Source organism: Polynucleobacter sp. Nonnen-W13 (genome assembly GCF_018881735.1).
In the GTDB taxonomy this organism is placed as follows: domain Bacteria; phylum Pseudomonadota; class Gammaproteobacteria; order Burkholderiales; family Burkholderiaceae; genus Polynucleobacter.
Genome location: NZ_JACVPU010000003.1, coordinates 191,594 through 207,560 on the forward strand (window position 1 = coordinate 191,594; position 15,967 = coordinate 207,560).

Here is a 15,967-nt window from a genome sequence, read left to right on the forward strand (position 1 = left end):
ACTGTCTTACTTAAGCGACAGGGGTAGCTTGGCGCAAACGAATATGAAGTTCTTTTAGCTGACGCTCATCTACTGGGCTAGGAGCCTGAGTAAGTAAGCACTGTGCACGCTGTGTTTTCGGGAAGGCGATCACATCACGAATAGATTCAGCACCTGTCATCATCGTCACAATACGGTCCAAACCAAATGCGATACCGCCGTGTGGAGGCGCACCATACTGCAAGGCATCTAATAAGAATCCAAACTTCGCTTGAGCCTCTTCAGCACCAATCTTCAAGGCACGGAATACCTGGCTTTGCACTGCCTCTTGATGAATACGGACAGATCCACCACCAATCTCGCTACCGTTCAGAACCATGTCGTAGGCTTTAGCTAAGCACTTTCCTGGGCTGGACTCGAGATACTGCATATGCTCATCTTTAGGGCTAGTAAATGGATGGTGACATGCAACCCAACGGGCATTGTCTTCATCATATTCAAACATGGGGAAATCAACCACCCACAATGGTTTCCAACCTTCGGTAGATAGGCCATGCTCTTTACCCCAAGCAGAGTGACCAATCTTCAGACGCAAACCACCGATAGCATCATTCACTACTTTTTCTTTATCAGCACCGAAGAAAATAATATCGCCATCTTTGGCGCCAGTGCGCTTCAAGATGCCTTCGATAGCAGCATCATGCAAGTTCTTAACAATTGGAGATTGCAAGCCATTACGACCTTCTGCAACGGAGTTTACTTTGATCCATGCCAAACCTTTGGCGCCATAGATCGCTACAAATTGCGTGTAGTCGTCAATCTCACTACGACTAATCTCAGCACCGCCAGGTACGCATAAACCAACTACGCGTCCACCCTCTTGATTTGCTGCACCAGAAAATACTTTGAAATCGACATCCTTCATTAAGTCAGTCAATTCAGTAAATTCAAAATTCACACGTAGATCTGGCTTATCTGAACCAAAGCGCGCCATACCTTCTGAGTAAGGCATGGTTGGGAATGGATTAGGCAACTCTACGTTCATGGTGATTTTGAAAATATGGCGAATCATGTTTTCAAATAACTCACGGATTTCTAGCTCATCTAAGAAAGCGGTTTCACAATCGATCTGAGTAAATTCAGGCTGACGATCAGCACGCAAATCTTCGTCACGGAAGCACTTAGTAATTTGGTAGTAACGATCAAAACCAGCCACCATCAACAACTGCTTAAATAACTGGGGAGACTGTGGCAAAGCAAAGAACTGACCATCATGCACCCTTGAAGGTACCAAATAGTCACGTGCGCCTTCAGGAGTGCTCTTCGTTAACATCGGTGTTTCGATATCGATAAAACCTGCAGCATCGAGATAACGACGGCATTCCATAGCGACGTTATAACGTAAACGTAAATTCTTTTGCATTTGTGGACGACGCAAATCCAAAACACGGTGAGTTAAGCGAGTAGTCTCAGATAAGTTCTCGTCTTCCAATTGGAATGGAGGAGTAATGGACGCATTCAAAATGACTAGCTTGTGACAAAGCACTTCAATTTTGCCGCTAACTAAATCATTATTCTCAGTTCCGGCAGGACGCGCACGCACTAAACCTTTAATCTGAACACAAAATTCATTGCGAACCTGCTCAGCCAATGCAAACATCTCAGGGCGATCTGGATCGCAAACAACTTGCACAAAACCTTGATGATCACGCAGGTCAATAAAGATCACGCCACCATGGTCGCGGCGACGATTAACCCAACCAGAAAGGGTAATCTCTTGACCAATGAGTGATTCAGTTACCTGACCGCAGGTATGGCTTCGCATCGACATAACAATTTCCTATAAATCAAAGATGGGGGTTTGACTGGCTAGCAGTCAAACCAGTTGAACTGGTGGGGGGAACTGAGCCCATTGAAACAATATGTTTGAGCGCCTCTTCGACACTCATCTCTAATGCAATGGTGTGCGCACGTGGGACGATCATAAAAAATCCAGAGGTTGGATTTGGAGTCGTCGGTAGGAAAACATTCACGTAATCCTCGCCCAACTTAGCAGCCACTTCTTTTGCTGGCATACCAGTCTGAAACGCAATCGCCCAAGAATCTGCATGGGGATAGCGAATTAATAATGCCTTGCTAAACGCCTGGCCACTGCCAGAAAATAAAGTGGAAGATACTTGCTGAACACTGGAATAAATCGATCGCACAATCGGAATGCGATTCATCAAGCGATTCCATACCTTCATCCACCACTGCCCCGCAAAACTAATTGCAAGCAACCCAGTGATCATGATGACTGAAATCACAATCAGGATGCCCACACCTGGTAATTCACGGAAATGTTGTAAATCACCGGCAAACTGATTGGGGAATACAGCAATAATGGCATGCATTACAGAACCAAAAACACCATCGAGCAGACCCAATCCCCATGCAATCACCCAAATGGTGATTGACATCGGTGCCCACACCAGAATGCCTGCGATAAAGTATTTTTTCATTTGCCCACGCTTACGCTTTGCCTAACCTGGCATTTTAGCGGTTTAAGCGGCAGCCGGCGACAGTCTAGTAAAGACCAAGGCCGATTATCAGAATCCCAGCCAAAAAGCCTCCCGCAAACAGCAATGCCCCCACTAAAAGGCGATGGGTCCGTCTTTCCTGCAGTAAAAGGCCTTTTAAGACCTCTAATTCAGCATTTTGGTCTCTTTGCGGGCCGCGCCCTTGTGCCAAACTCTCCGCAATCAGGCGGGGCAAGGTTGGCAGTATTTTTGCCCAAGAAGGGGCTTCACTTTTAAGCCCTTCAAGCAATCCACGCCAACCCAACTGCCTGCTGATCCATTTTTCCAGAATCGGCTTTGCAGTCTGCCAAAGATCGAGATCGGGGTCTAATTCACGTGCCAGACCTTCCACATTTAACAATGTCTTTGATAGCAGGGACAGTTGCGGCTGTACTTCGACCTTAAAACGACGAGATGTTTGGAACAAGCGCACTAGAACAATGCCTAAAGAAATATCTTTTAGAGGTCGATCAAAGTAAGGTTCGCAAACGGAGCGTACCGCACCTTCTAATTCTTCCACACGGGTATCTGCAGGTACCCAACCAGATTCCACGTGCAATTCTGCTACACGCCGATAATCTCGATTAAAGAAGGCTAAAAAGTTGAGTGCCAAGTAGTTTTTATCGGTTTCACTTAGTGCACCAACAATTCCAAAATCCAGAGAAATGAATCGCCCAAAGCTACCTGGCTCTAAGCTAATCATGATATTTCCAGGGTGCATATCTGCATGGAAAAAACCATGTTCGAATACTTGAGTAAAAAATATCTCTACACCTTCTGCTGCTAATTTTTTGAAATCTACTCCAGCGGCCCGCAATTCATCAAAACGACCGATAGATATACCGTTCATTTTTTCCATGACAATCACATTGGTGTGACATAAATCCCAGTACATTTCTGGAATCATGAGCTTGTCGGAATCAACAAAATACCTTCTCAACTGACTGGCATTAGCAGCCTCACGCATGAGATCGAGCTCATCATGCAGATGCCTATCAAACTCAGCAACGTTTTCAGTTGGCTTTAAACGACGACCGTCAGAAGATAATTTTTCAATAATTTTTGCCAGGTCGTACATTAAAGCAATATCGCTCTCAATGACGGGGAGGATGCCTGGACGTAGGACCTTGATCGCAACCTCTCGACCATCCCACTCTGGATGCCTCTCAGTGGCACGTAAAGTTCCAAAATGTACTTGAGCAACAGACGCACTAGCTACCGGTGTTGCATCAAAACTAATAAAGATTTCTTCAATCGGTAAACCAAGCGCCTTCTCAATTAAGAGTCGTGATTCTGCATTAGAAAATGGTGGTACTTGATCTTGCAACTTTGCCAATTCGTTGGCAATATCTTCTGACAATAAATCACGTCTAGTAGAAAGCACTTGTCCAAATTTAACGAAGATCGGACCGAGTGCTTCTAAGGTTAGGCGGATGCGCTCACCCCTTGGTAGAGATTGTCCTGGTGATATCCAGCAAAGAATACTTAATAGACCACGGGAAATCCCAGGCTTCAGAATATCGCGCAGTAGTGGCAATAAACCATAACGCCATGCGGTAAAGAAAATGAAATAGAGACGGGCTAAACGACGCACAATGAATTAACCTTTTCGGTCTAAAAGTTGGATGCGCTTTTCTAAACGATCAACCGCATCACGCAACACATTTAATTCATTCTTACGAATTAAAAAATCTCGTTTATTCAAGAGGACTTTTCTTTCTTCACTGACATATTCAATTACATTTTCTATTAGATCGGTCGCTGCAGATTTCCCAGCAGCAATGAATTTTTTACCTTGACGTACAGCAAAGTTTGCAGGCGCATCGCCAATGAAACGCGCTAGGTCTTCCTCATACTCCCACCGAATTTGGCCTGCTAAGCGGCCCAATAGCTGTGCCAAGTCAGCATCGCCAGTAATCTTCACTGACTTCATGGCTTGCTCCCGCAAGTTGCCAGGTCCGCCAGCTAAAGCGTTCAATGCTTCAGAGGAAACCTCTAACTCTAATGACGGGGTATCCGCATGAGTCAATGCAACTAGGGAGCCCTCGGCCGCTATCTCAAAAAAGAGCTGCCCAATCGGCAAGCCCAGCGAAATGACTTTGCCAGCATGGCGAGCCAACTCCGCCATAGCCCATGGCTCTGCCTTGAGGACATGGTTTATGCCTCGGCAAGCGGCAGACGCTGCAATATGGTGGGTAGTGGGAGATACGGTGTTCATCAGTGTAAAAAACCCGCACAAGTGCGGGCTTTCAGTGGAAAGTACTACAAGCTTAAACTAACTGAGAGATACCCGCTAGTACCCAGCCTCCAGGACCGCTTACTGGCTTGCTGAGGTTCCAAACTTCAGAGAAGCTATTTGCCTGTGCACCCACTTGCTCACGAATCATGCCAGTGAACTGCACGCTACAGTAGTACGTATTGTCAGCTGTTTCAATTCCGAGTAACTGCGCATTGAGTGTCACTACATCGGTTTGATTAGCGCTGTCAGCACGTCCAGCTAGATCTTGCTCAATTGTGGCAAACATCTCTGGGGTGGTGTACTCACGTAATGCAGCCAAATCGCCCTGATCCCACGCCTTTTGTAAGCCCGAGAAAAACTGTTTAGCATTATCCAAAAATGCGTATTCATCAAACCCTGGCGGAAGCGTTGATTGGAAAGGTGCAGACTCAGCAGCAACACCACCGAATGCACTAGCAGCTGGTGTGAAAGCCGGCTCTTGTCTTGGCGCCTGGTCTAGATTGCTACGCTGCATACCTTGTGAAGTCATTTGCGGACTTTTATTGGCGCCGGATAAAGCGGGCATCATTTTTCTCATGATGAACATGATGGCAAAGCCTGCTAGAGCTGCAATCAGTAATCCAGTAATCAAAGAAGATGCACCCTCACCTAAGCCAAAATGGGATAAGAGGAAGCCAATACCAAGACCTGCGGCTAAGCCACCCAAGATGCCACCCATACCACCAAAGCGACTTGGTGCTGGCGCTTGAGGAGCCGCAGCTGGTGCAGCCGGTTGTGCTTGTTGAGTTGGCTTTTGTGCGGGAGTAGCTTGTTTTTGCATTGGTGCACTTGGTGCCTTACCAATACTTTTACCGCTGCCTAAACGGGCAGCATTGGCATGACCAACAGTAGCAAATATTAAGCTGACACTTAACAAAACTGCTTTGAAAAAATGCTTATTCATATTTTGATCCCCTATAGAACTACTTTAATTCTTGACTAGCAAAAACTACAAATTCACTAGTATTTAATACCAATATGCAGTGCAACGATACCCCCAGTCATTCTATGGGTATCTACCTCGTCAAAACCCACTCCCAGCATGATGTCTTTTAAGGCCTCAGCATCTGGGTGCATCCGAATAGATTCGGCCAAGTAGCGATAGCTCTCAGAATCTTGAGCAATCTTTTCTCCCAGCCAAGGCAACACCTTAAATGAATAGGTGTCGTAAATCGGCCCTAAAAAAGCATCCGGTTTCGAGAACTCCAGCACCAATACTCGACCACCAGGCTTAATTACTCTGAGCATTTCTGCCAAAGCAACATCTTTATGAGTCATGTTTCGCAAGCCAAATGCTACTGTCACCACATCAAAGTGATTCGCCGGGAAAGGAATTTTTTCCGCATCGAACTGAACACAGGGTAAAGCCATTCCCTGATCGAGAAGACGATCCCGGCCAACTCCCAGCATGGATGCATTGATGTCACTTAACCATACTTGCGCTTCAGGGTTATGACCCCAGCCTGCTGCACGCGCAAAGGCAGCAGCTAGGTCACCCGTACCACCAGCAATATCCAATACTTTTTGACCGGGGCGCACTTGAGCACGAGCAATCGTGACTTTTTTCCATAAGCGATGTAGTCCGAATGACATTAAATCATTCATCACATCATATTTACTCGCTACAGAATGAAATACCTCGGCGACCTTACCCGCTTTTTCAGCTTCATCAACGCTTTGGTATCCAAAATGGGTCTTGCTCATATTCTTCTTTGCTTAATTGAAATGACGGTTAATGACTGCCACAGGATTTACCACCGGCAATACTCATCGGCGCATCACGATCTAGACCAGCAGCAGCGAGTTTATCCAAGTGCTCTTTCCATAATGCATCTTGGTTCTCGCATAAAAATTGCAGGTAATCCCAAGAATACAAACCAGAATCATGTCCATCCGAAAACGAAGGCTTCAGAGCATAGTGGCCTACTGGCTCAATATTCGCTATCAGCACTTCACGCTTACCAGTTTGCAGAGTCTCCTGCCCAGGACCATGGCCTTGGACTTCAGCCGAAGGAGACACCACCCTTAAAAATTCAAAAGGTAGGCGAAAGGTATTCCCATTCTCATAAGTGAGCTCGAGTACTTTTGACTGCTGATGTACTACAACATTAGTTGGAATCATTAAACCAATACCCTCTCAATACCACCTTGATTTGCCCTAGCAACGTAATCTTGCATCCAATCAGGACCTAATAATTTTTGCGCCATTTCAACTACGATGTAATCGGCGGTGGTATCACTATCCGCATCAAAGCGAGTGAGGCCTTGTAAACAAGATGGGCAGCTAGTGAGGACTTTGACATCACCAGTAAAGTCATCTTTGCGTAATTCGTTGGCAGCCTTCTCCATTTCAATCTGCTTACGAAAACGCACCTGAGTTGAAATATCTGGACGTGTTACCGCAAGAGTTCCAGATTCACCGCAGCATCGATCATTCTTCTGAATAGCTTTGCCATCCTCTGACTGAATTAACTCATTCACAGTCTTGAGGGGATCTTGCAATTTCATTGGTGAGTGACATGGATCGTGATACATGTACTTCACACCGGTCACATTCGACAGCTTGACACCCTTCTCCAGTAAATACTCATGAATATCAATAATGCGGCAACCAGGGAAGATCTGTTCAAACTGATAACCCGCTAACTGGTCATAACAAGTGCCACATGACACCACAACGGTCTTGATATCTAAGTAATTTAGGGTATTGGCTACACGATGAAAGAGAACGCGGTTGTCCGTAATCATCTTTTCCGCTTTATCAAAATCGCCATTGCCACGCTGTGGATAGCCGCAGCAGAGGTAGCCCGGAGGTAATACTGTTTGCACGCCCACATTCCAAAGCATTGCTTGCGTAGCTAAACCTACCTGCGAGAACAATCGTTCAGAACCACAACCCGGAAAATAGAACACTGCCTCAGTATCCGCGGACGTTGTTTTTGGATCTCGAATAATCGGAACGTAATTCGCATCTTCAATATCTAAGAGTGCACGAGCAGTTTTCTTCGGCAGATTGCCAGGCATTTTCTTATTTACAAAGAAAATGACCTGCTCTTTAATATTCGGCTTCGTAACCGTGGCGGGTGGGTGAGCAGTTTGTTTACGCGCGAACTTACGGAACACATCATTACCCAAACGCTGGAGCTTATAACCCCATCCAATCATAGTCTTACGAACTAGATTAATAGTATCTGGATCGGTAGCATTTAAGAACAGCATCGATGCCGCCGTTCCCGGATTAAAGCGTTGCTGCCCCATCTTGCGCAACAAGTTACGCATGTTCATCGAGACCTCACCAAAATCAATATTGACAGGGCAAGGCGTTAAACACTTATGGCATACAGTGCAATGTGCTGCAACGTCATCAAACATTTCCCAATGACGAATCGATACGCCACGACGCGTTTGCTCCTCATACAAGAAGGCTTCGATTAAAGAGGAGGTTGCCAAAATTTTGTCACGTGGGCTATACAGTAAATTAGCACGCGGTACATGTGTAGAGCAGACTGGCTTGCACTTACCACAACGAAGACAATCTTTGACGCTATCAGCAATTGCGCCAATATCGCTTTGCTGCATGATGATGGATTCATGACCCATCAAACCAAAGCTTGGAGTATAGGCAATGCTAAGATCCGCATGCGGCATTAACTTGCCCTTGTTAAAGCGACCCTCAGGATCCACACGCTTTTTGTAGGCGCGGAAATCCTTAAGCTCAGCCTCAGTCAGATACTCAAGCTTAGTGATACCAATACCATGCTCACCAGAAATCACACCGTCTAATGAGCGAGCTAATTTCATAATCCGATCGACAGCGCGATGAGCATCTTGCAACATCTCATAGTCATCCGAATTCACCGGTATGTTGGTATGCACATTACCATCACCAGCGTGCATGTGTAGCGCTACAAATACACGCTTACGTAAAATATTTTTATGAATAGATTCCAGTTCATTGAGGATGGGCTCAAATGCTAGGCCGCCAAAAATGATTCTGAGTTCAGCGCGTACTTCTGTTTTCCATGAAGCCCGCAAACTGTAATTCTGCAGGTCTGGGAAATAAACATCCATCTGCGTCAGCCAATCTGACCAACGCGCCCGTACCTTCTCAATCAGTTCAAGAGCTTGCTGTACGCGGTCACCCAAAATTTCAGCGCTGGGAATTTCATAGTCTTCATCATTTTTGCCAAGTGGCAGGGCACTCTTTTTAAGGAAAGCTTTGAGGCCATCTAAAACTTGTAGCTTATTTTTGAGGGAGAGCTCAATGTTGATACGCTCAATACCGTTGGTGTACTCCCCCATGCGTGGCAATGGAATCACGACATCTTCATTAATCTTAAAAGCATTGGTGTGGCGAGCAATCGCTGCAGTACGCGCACGATCTAACCAAAACTTTTTACGCGACTCAGCGCTAACCGCCACAAAACCTTCACCCACACGATTATTAGCCATACGCACAACTTCGCTAGTCGCAGCTGCTACAGCCTCTTCATCGTCACCAGCAATATCACCAATCAATACCATCTTAGGCATTGCATTGCGCTTGGATTTAGTGGAATAACCGACCGCTCTCAGATACCGATCATCCAAGTGCTCTAAACCGGCCAAAATTGGACCACCATTCTTACTCAAGCCATCGAGATAGGCTTTGATTTCTACAATACTTGGAATAGCTTCTTGCGCCTGACCAAAAAACTCCAAGCAAACAGTCCGCATGAATTTAGGCATGCGATGCAAAATCCAAGTAGCACTCGTAATTAATCCATCGCAACCTTCTTTTTGAACACCGGGCAGACCTGATAAAAACTTATCAGTGACATCCTTACCTAAGCCCTCTTTACGAAAGCGCTTACCCTCTACCTCTAGCGTTTCTGTTTTGAGAACATCTTTACCTGGCTCACCCGCACCATCAGACCAAGTCAGCTTAAAGCGTACTTTTTCTGCTACGTGAATTTTTCCTAAATTGTGATCAAGGCGCTCAATGTCCAGCCAATTACCTTCTGGATCCACCATGCGCCAGCTGGCCAAGTTATCTAATGCAGTACCCCATAAGACCGCCTTCTTACCACCGGCATTCATGGCAATGTTGCCACCAATACAACTTGCATCGGCAGAGGTAGGATCAACCGCAAACACTAGACCAGAGCGCTCTGCAGCATCTGCAACTCTGCGTGTAACTACACCGGCACCAGTAAAGATAGTTGAAACTTCATGATCTACACCTGGCAAACGCTTTGCCTTGACGCCATCAATTTGCTCAAGCTTTTCAGTATTAATCACTGCCGACATAGCGTAGAGAGGAATAGCGCCACCGGTATAACCAGTACCACCTCCACGCGGAATAATCGTTAAACCCAAGGCAATACAAGCTTTCACAAGGCCAGGGATCTCAGACTCGTAATCAGGTTTAAGAACAACCAATGGAAACTCAACGCGCCAATCAGTCGCATCAGTCACATGCGCTGCACGTGAGACACCATCAAAACAAATATTATCTGTAGCAGTGATACGACCAAGCTCTTTCCGAGCACGCTTGCGAATCTCCGCCACCTCTTTAAAGCCCTGCTCAAAACTCTCAACTGCGCGATGTGCAGCATTCAGTAAAACCTGAACTTGCTCCACCGATTCACCACTAGATCTTTTTTTGACTTCGCCAAGGCGATGCCATAAAGCGTCAATTAATAACTGACGGCGATTGGCGTTATCCAATAGATCATCTTGCAAGAAAGGGTTACGTTGAACTACCCAGATATCACCCAACACCTCGAACAACATGCGAGCTGAGCGACCAGTGCGGCGAATCCCACGCAAATCATTCAGAACGCGCCATGACTCCTCGCCCAGTAAGCGAATAACGATTTCACGATCGGAAAAGGAGGTGTAGTTATAGGGAATTTCGCGGAGGCGGGGTGAGCCCGCTTCGGCATCCAACAACTGGTTCAAAGCTAATGGGGCGTTCATAGCGTCATATTTGGTAAATATGCATTTTAATTGAGGGACATTGATATTGGCAGGAAACCAATAAAGATGTTGGCTTGGGGCGATAAACCCCTTCAAATCTAAGGGCTTAGAGCCCGTTCATGGTACGCTCATCGCATGGCAACGAACTATTTAAAGAAAATTTTATCGGCTCGAGTCTACGATGTAGCTAGGGAAACAGAGCTCCAAGTAGCGCCCGAACTCACAAAGCGCTTAGGCAATCAAGTATTGCTCAAAAGGGAGGATAACCAGCCGGTTTTCTCATTTAAATTACGTGGCGCCTATAACAAAATGGCCCACTTACCCTCAGAAGCCCTAAAAAGGGGAGTAATTGCCGCTTCAGCAGGCAATCATGCCCAAGGCGTTGCTCTAGCGGCAGCCAAAATGAAGTGCAAAGCAGTCATCGTGATGCCACTCACCACACCCAGCCTCAAAATTGATGCCGTCAAAGCTCGCGGGGGCTCTTGGGTAGAAGTGATTTTGCATGGTGAATCCTATAGCGATGCCTTTAAATACTCTGAGCTTTTAGAGAAAAAACGAGGGCTAACCTTTGTTCACCCTTTTGATGACCCTGATGTGATTGCTGGGCAAGGTACGATTGCCCTGGAAATCTTTCAGCAACATCAAGAGCCAATTGATGCCATTTTTGTAGCTATTGGTGGTGGTGGTTTAATCGCTGGCATTGGGGAATATGTCAAAGCGGTCAGCCCCAAGACTAAAGTGATCGGCGTTCAATCCGTTGACTCGGATGCGATGAGAAGGTCACTTGAAGCCAACAAACGCGTCGAGATGAAAGATGTAGGTCTTTTCTCAGACGGTACGGCAGTAAAGTTGGTTGGCAAAGAAACTTTCCGTATTTGTAAACGCGTAGTTGATGACATCATCACTGTAGATACCGATGAAATCTGCGCTGCGATCAATGATGTCTTTACAGATACCCGCAGCATTCTAGAGCCTGCTGGCGCTTTAGCTATTGCAGGTATGAAAAAGTATGTAGACAAGCATCGTCTAAAGAAGAAAACATTAGTAGCGATTGCTTGTGGTGCCAATATGAATTTCAGTCGCCTGCGCTTTGTCGCAGAGCGTGCCGATGTTGGTGAATTCCGCGAAGCTGTTTTTGCTGTAACTATTCCTGAGGAGCGAGGCTCATTTCGGCGCTTCTGTGAATTACTCGGCAATCGCAATGTCACTGAATTTAACTATCGCATTGCTGATCAAAGTGAAGCTCATATTTTTGTCGGCATCGGAACACAAAAGGCGAGTGATAGCGGCACGATTGCAAAGCATTTCCGTAAAGCAAAGTTTGCAACAATTGATCTGACTCATGATGAGCTAGCAAAGTCTCACTTACGCCACATGGTGGGTGGTCGCTCAGCCCTCGCCCAAGATGAGTTGCTTTACCGCTTTGAATTTCCGGAGCGCCCAGGTGCACTCATGAAGTTCCTCACGAGTATGGCGCCAAACTGGAATATCAGCCTGTTCCATTACCGCAATCATGGTGCAGACTATGGCCGCATCCTTGTTGGTTTACAGGTGCCTAAAAATGAGCAAAAGAAATTTCAAAGTTTTTTAGCATCGCTTGGCTATCCGCATTGGAATGAAACCGATAACCCGGCTTATCGCCTGTTTCTCAAATAAGATGTAATTCGCAATGTCATACACACTTACCGGAAAACTCGTTGTGGCGATTTCATCGCGAGCACTATTTGATTTCGAGGAAGAGAATCGTATCTTCGAATCCACCGATGACAGCGCCTACATGAAGCTGCAATTAGAGCGCCTATCTAAAGCTGCTCAAACAGGCGTTGCTTTTCCATTGGTAAAAAAGTTGCTAGCCTTTAATGAAGAGGGTGAGCAACGTGTCGAGGTGGTGATTCTCTCTCGCAATGACCCGGTTAGTGGCTTACGCGTATTCCGCTCAGCCGAACATCATGGTCTTCATTTAGAGCGCGGTGTATTTACCAGAGGGCGTCCACCTTATCACTACTTGCGCTCTTTACATGCCAACCTATTTCTCTCTGCAAATGAAGATGATGTACGTGCCACAATTGATGCAGGCTTTCCTGCAGCTCGCGTCTATCCAGAATCTAGCAAAACTGCAGAATCACACCCCAATGAAATCCGTATTGCATTTGACGGAGATGCCGTTCTCTTTTCTGATGAAGCCGAACAAGTCTTTCAGAGTGAAGGCTTGGTAGCCTTTGTAGATCATGAAAGCAAAAAAGCTGCGATCCCTCTGCCGCCGGGCCCATTTAAACCTTTGCTAGAGGCACTCCATCGATTGCAGCGCACCACTAGCGAGAAAGGGATGCGCATTCGTACTGCTTTGGTAACCGCTCGCTCTGCACCGGCACATGAGCGCGCTATTCGCACACTGATGGCCTGGGGTGTTGATGTTGATGAAGCCATGTTCCTTGGCGGACTTTCTAAAAGCGAATTCCTCCGTGAGTTCGAGCCAGACTTTTTCTTCGATGATCAAACGGGTCACTGCCAATCTGCTGCTTCAGTAGCGCCGACTGGTCATGTGGTATCTGGCGTATCCAATAAGCCTAAAAACTAATGTCCACACTTTCGCTTGGTCAAGCAACACCCTACCCTGATCAATATGATCCAAGCTTACTATTCCCGATTGCCCGTTCCGAGAATCGCCTTAAGCTCGATATCAAACTAAATCAAGCCTTGCCTTTTGTAGGCGTCGATATTTGGAACGCCTTTGAACTGAGCTGGCTAAATAAAAAAGGTAAGCCTCAGATTGCCTTAGCAGAATTTCAGGTTCCAGCTGATTCACCAAACATGATTGAATCTAAATCATTTAAGCTCTACCTCAATAGCTTTAATAGCGCTCGCTTTGAAGATGAAGCGGAAGTTCGAGAACGATTGATCACTGATTTATCAGCAGTAGCAGGCAGCAAGATTGCTACCCGAATTAATCCAACTGAAGCAGTTGCCAAAAAAGGAATGCAGGAGATGAGTGGCGTTCTGATGGACCGCCTGGATATCGAGATCGATCCAAACTTATCTGCAGACCCCACCTTGCTTGAAGTTAATGAATCTTTTGGACCAATCGAGCAATGCCTGGTTTCCCATTTACTCAAATCAAATTGTCCGGTGACTGGTCAACCAGATTGGGCAAGCATTCAGATTCGCTATCAAGGGCGCCCAATTCTGGAAGAAGGTCTATTGCGCTACCTTATCGGCTTTAGGCAATTGGGCGAGTTTCATGAGCATTGTGTTGAAACTATTTTCACCGACATCAAGCGTCAGTGCAAACCAGAGAAACTCTCTGTCTATGCGCGCTATACCCGACGTGGTGGTCTGGATATCAACCCCTTCCGCACCGATCACAACGCACCTTGGCCGGAAAATACTCGTCATGCGAGGCAGTAAACGAATTAGCAGATAAACAAAAAGCCCTTCTTCAAGGGCTTTTTATCTTGGGTAAAACGAATGAACGCAATCCTTAAAATGGGATATCGTCATCCATTGCGCCAAGGGATGCTGCATTAGAAGACGCTGGCGCAGAGTTCTCAACCGGCTTTGAGCGGCTATAGCCTTCACCACCATCACCACTGCCACCTACTGGCTTGCCACCTAGCATTTGCATTGTTTCTGCAACGATCTCAGTGGAATATTTTTCTTGGCCGCTAGCATCAGTCCATTTACGGGTGCGTAAACGACCTTCTACGTAAACCTGTGAACCTTTTTTGAGGTATTGACCAGCGATCTCTGCAAGCTTCCCAAAGAATGCAACGCGATGCCATTCTGTGGTTTCTTTCATTTCGCCAGACTGCTTATCTTTATAACGATCCGATGTCGCTACTGAAATATTAGTTACCGCGTCGCCGCTGGGCATATAACGCGTTTCTGGATCACGTCCTACGTTACCTACGATGATGACCTTATTTACCGAAGCCATGTTGTCTCCCGAAGAAAAATACTGCTGTTATTACTGCTAAAAGTTATGTCTTTACTTCTGCCGCATTCTTTGAATCCACTACTTTCGCAGGCAATTCGCCCATGAACCAAGCAATTATAAGCCAGCACAATAGTAGCGCTGCGCTGATTTTAAAGACCGCCATATCGCCAAGGGCATCAATTAAATAACCCCCTACAGCAGCCCCAAAAAATAAACCAATCGATTGGGTGGTATTGAAAATACCCAAGGCAGTTCCCTTTGATTGATTCGAAAAACGCGACACTAAGGAGGGCAATAAGGCTTCCAAAAGGTTAAAACCAATAAAGTAAATTAACAAGGAGAGGGCTATGAAGATAATTGAGCTTGCCTGCGAGAACAAAAGCTCAGCAATTACAAGAAAAATGATTGCTATTAAAAAAACTGGTCGCAGACGCTGACGCTTCTCACCAAGTATTAAAATTGGCGCCATCATTAAGAATGACAGTAGGACAACTGATAAATATATTTTCCAATGCTCAGTTAGCGGTAGACCCGCCTCCACCAATAAATGTGGCATCACTAGAAACATAGCGACTTGTGTTGCGTGCAATAACAATACGCCAAAATTCAAGCGCATTAACTCAGGGATAAAGAAAACTTCTTTTAATGAGGCTTGCTCCACCCTAGCTTCTACCTTGTTGCTTGGCAAAATGTAAAAGGTCACAAACATTGCAAATACACCCAAAACAGCTAAGACCAGGAAAATGCCACTCAAACTCATAACCCGATAAATGGGTGCAGCAATGACAAGTGATAGAGCAAAGGAGAGGGCAATGCTACCGCCGACAAGCGCCATTGCACGAGTGCGTGCCTGTTCACGAGTGAGGTCAGCGACCCAAGCTGAAATAGCAGCTGAAACTGCGCCAGCGCCCATGATGCCGCGCCCGATGGCAATCCAAAGAAGGTCATCCTTTGCAGCACAAATCAGAGCACCGGCAACAAATAGGGACAGGCCCCACAAAACAACTGGTTTACGTCCAATGCGGTCAGAAAGGCGGCCTAAGGGGATATAAAAGCAGGCCTGAACAATATTGAAGATCCCCAGAGTCAGGCCAACCCACAGCGCATGCTCGCCACCAGGTAATCCCCGCGCGTGAATACTAAAAACTGGCAAAAGCAGGAATAGGCCCAACATACGAAGGCCAAAGATGCCGGCTAAGGCCAAAGTGGAGCGAAGTTCAGAAGGATTCATGGGAAAGAGCTATATTAACAAGTTAC

General features: G+C 46.2%; 13 protein-coding genes. 3 read left to right on the plus strand and 10 right to left on the minus strand.

Translation table 11 applies throughout. The features are described 5' to 3' along the window. Positions 1–10 precede the first annotated feature (10 nt). The 8 genes from aspS to ICN27_RS09530 all read right to left on the minus strand — a co-directional run bounded on the left by aspS (position 11) and on the right by ICN27_RS09530 (position 10,776). A complete protein-coding gene (gene aspS / locus ICN27_RS09495; protein ID WP_216269849.1) occupies positions 11–1,810 on the minus strand; it encodes an aspartate--tRNA ligase in 1,800 nt (599 codons plus the stop codon). A gap of 16 nt (positions 1,811–1,826) precedes the next feature. Then, positions 1,827–2,480 carry a DUF502 domain-containing protein gene (locus ICN27_RS09500; protein WP_215308483.1) on the minus strand — a complete coding sequence of 218 codons (654 nt, stop codon included), beginning with the start codon at positions 2,478–2,480 and terminating at the stop codon, positions 1,827–1,829. A 64-nt stretch (positions 2,481–2,544) separates the two neighbouring features. Beyond that, positions 2,545–4,131: a ubiquinone biosynthesis regulatory protein kinase UbiB gene (gene ubiB / locus ICN27_RS09505; RefSeq protein ID WP_215308484.1), complete on the minus strand. Its 1,587-nt coding sequence runs from the start codon at positions 4,129–4,131 to the stop codon at positions 2,545–2,547. Positions 4,132–4,137: 6 nt separating this feature from the next. Next, positions 4,138–4,755 carry an SCP2 domain-containing protein gene (locus ICN27_RS09510; RefSeq protein WP_216269850.1) on the minus strand — a complete coding sequence of 206 codons (618 nt, stop codon included), beginning with the start codon at positions 4,753–4,755 and terminating at the stop codon, positions 4,138–4,140. Positions 4,756–4,807: 52 nt separating this feature from the next. Then, complete coding sequence (locus ICN27_RS09515) at positions 4,808–5,719, minus strand: Tim44 domain-containing protein (protein WP_216269851.1); 912 nt, start codon at positions 5,717–5,719, stop codon at positions 4,808–4,810. A gap of 56 nt (positions 5,720–5,775) precedes the next feature. Further along, positions 5,776–6,519, minus strand: coding sequence for a bifunctional demethylmenaquinone methyltransferase/2-methoxy-6-polyprenyl-1,4-benzoquinol methylase UbiE (gene ubiE, locus ICN27_RS09520; protein ID WP_215308487.1), 744 nt, complete (start codon positions 6,517–6,519; stop codon positions 5,776–5,778). Between the two features lie 28 nt (positions 6,520–6,547). Further along, a complete protein-coding gene (locus ICN27_RS09525) occupies positions 6,548–6,937 on the minus strand; it encodes a gamma-butyrobetaine hydroxylase-like domain-containing protein (RefSeq protein WP_216269852.1) in 390 nt (129 codons plus the stop codon). Then, complete coding sequence (locus ICN27_RS09530) at positions 6,937–10,776, minus strand: FAD/FMN-binding oxidoreductase (protein ID WP_216269853.1); 3,840 nt, start codon at positions 10,774–10,776, stop codon at positions 6,937–6,939. The genes ICN27_RS09525 and ICN27_RS09530 overlap by 1 nt, the downstream gene beginning before the upstream one ends. 135 nt (positions 10,777–10,911) lie before the next feature. On the opposite strand from ICN27_RS09530, the gene ilvA reads away from it, so the two are divergent. The 3 genes from ilvA to queF are packed head-to-tail and all read left to right on the plus strand — an operon-like array spanning position 10,912 to position 14,181. Continuing rightward, on the plus strand, positions 10,912–12,432 hold the full coding sequence (ilvA, locus tag ICN27_RS09535; RefSeq protein WP_216269854.1) for a threonine ammonia-lyase, biosynthetic: 1,521 nt from the start codon (positions 10,912–10,914) through the stop codon (positions 12,430–12,432). Between the two features lie 13 nt (positions 12,433–12,445). Beyond that, positions 12,446–13,354, plus strand: coding sequence for a 5'-nucleotidase (locus tag ICN27_RS09540; protein WP_215308491.1), 909 nt, complete (start codon positions 12,446–12,448; stop codon positions 13,352–13,354). After that, positions 13,354–14,181, plus strand: a complete 828-nt coding sequence (queF, locus tag ICN27_RS09545; protein WP_216269855.1) for an NADPH-dependent 7-cyano-7-deazaguanine reductase QueF — start codon at positions 13,354–13,356, stop codon at positions 14,179–14,181. The genes ICN27_RS09540 and queF overlap by 1 nt, the downstream gene beginning before the upstream one ends. A 73-nt stretch (positions 14,182–14,254) precedes the next feature. Here queF and ssb read toward each other — a convergent pair whose 3' ends face one another. After that, a complete protein-coding gene (ssb, locus tag ICN27_RS09550) occupies positions 14,255–14,710 on the minus strand; it encodes a single-stranded DNA-binding protein (RefSeq protein WP_216269856.1) in 456 nt (151 codons plus the stop codon). A 43-nt stretch (positions 14,711–14,753) separates the two neighbouring features. Further along, positions 14,754–15,941, minus strand: coding sequence for an MFS transporter (locus ICN27_RS09555; RefSeq protein WP_216269857.1), 1,188 nt, complete (start codon positions 15,939–15,941; stop codon positions 14,754–14,756). Between the last annotated feature and the right edge of the window lie 26 nt (positions 15,942–15,967).